Annotated in this window: 1 protein-coding gene; it reads left to right on the top strand. The window is 70.9% G+C overall.

Translation table 11 applies throughout. The annotated features are described in order from the left end of the window. Positions 1–21: 21 nt before the first annotated feature. Positions 22–822: a class I SAM-dependent methyltransferase gene (locus tag STRTUCAR8_RS27510; RefSeq protein WP_044472984.1), complete on the top strand. Its 801-nt coding sequence runs from the start codon at positions 22–24 to the stop codon at positions 820–822. Positions 823–865: the final 43 nt, after the last annotated feature.

The raw sequence follows: 865 nt of genomic DNA, 5'->3' as shown, positions 1-865 counted from the left end.
ACCCCCAGCCACCATGTCCACATGACGGCCTCCACCCAGCCCCCTTCCAAGCCCCCCACCCCCTCCCGCCCCTCCCGAGCCACCTCCTTCAACGCAGCAGCAGCCCAATACGCCCAGAACCGCCCCTCCTACCCACCCGCCCTCCTGGACGCCGTGGAACACCTGGCCGCCCACCCCCTCACCGGCTCCCGCGTCGCAGACATCGGCGCCGGCACCGGCATATCCACCGCCCTCCTCCACGCCCGCGGCGCCCACGTGATCGCCGTGGAACCCGGCGACGGCATGGCAGCCCAGTTCCGCCGCACCCTCCCCGACGTGCCGATCGTCCGAGGCAACGGCAACGCCCTCCCCCTGGCCGACGCCTCCGTCGACTTCCTCACCTACGCCCAGTCCTGGCACTGGACCGACCCGGACCTCGCCGTCCCGGAAGCCCTCCGCGTCCTGCGCCCGGGCGGCGCACTCGCCCTGTGGTGGAACACCTACGCCATGGACATCCCCTGGATCGCCGCCCAGGCGAACCGCATCGAGTACTTCTTCGGCGTCGACATGGTCGTGGAGAAGAACGGCGCCTCCCGCCGCGCCGCCGACGCCTCGGGCCGCCTCGACTTCGCCCGCCGCGAGCTCCGCTGGAGCCGGCACGTCCCGATCGACACCCACCTGGCCAACATCGGCAGCCACTCGGTCTTCCTGATCCACGACAAGGAGGCCGTCGCCGCGTTCCTGGCAGAGGAACGGAACCTCCTCCTCAAGCTCTTCCCGGCCGAAACGGTCGAGGAGACCTACGACGTAGACCTCCTGGTAGCCAAAACCGCAACCACCTGACACCCCTGCCCCCCCCCACCACCCGATCCCTCCCCCCCTCTCT

This window comes from Streptomyces turgidiscabies Car8 (assembly GCF_000331005.1).
Taxonomy (GTDB): Bacteria; Actinomycetota; Actinomycetes; order Streptomycetales; family Streptomycetaceae; genus Streptomyces; species Streptomyces turgidiscabies.
Note: the sequence above shows the minus strand (reverse complement) of the source record. Positions and strands in the feature narration are given on the sequence as shown.

What these genes read in the sequence shown, in the direction of transcription:
- STRTUCAR8_RS27510 (WP_044472984.1), top strand. Translation starts at nt 22, where the DNA reads ATGACGGCCTCCACCCAGCCCCCTTCCAAGCCCCCCACCCCCTCCCGC.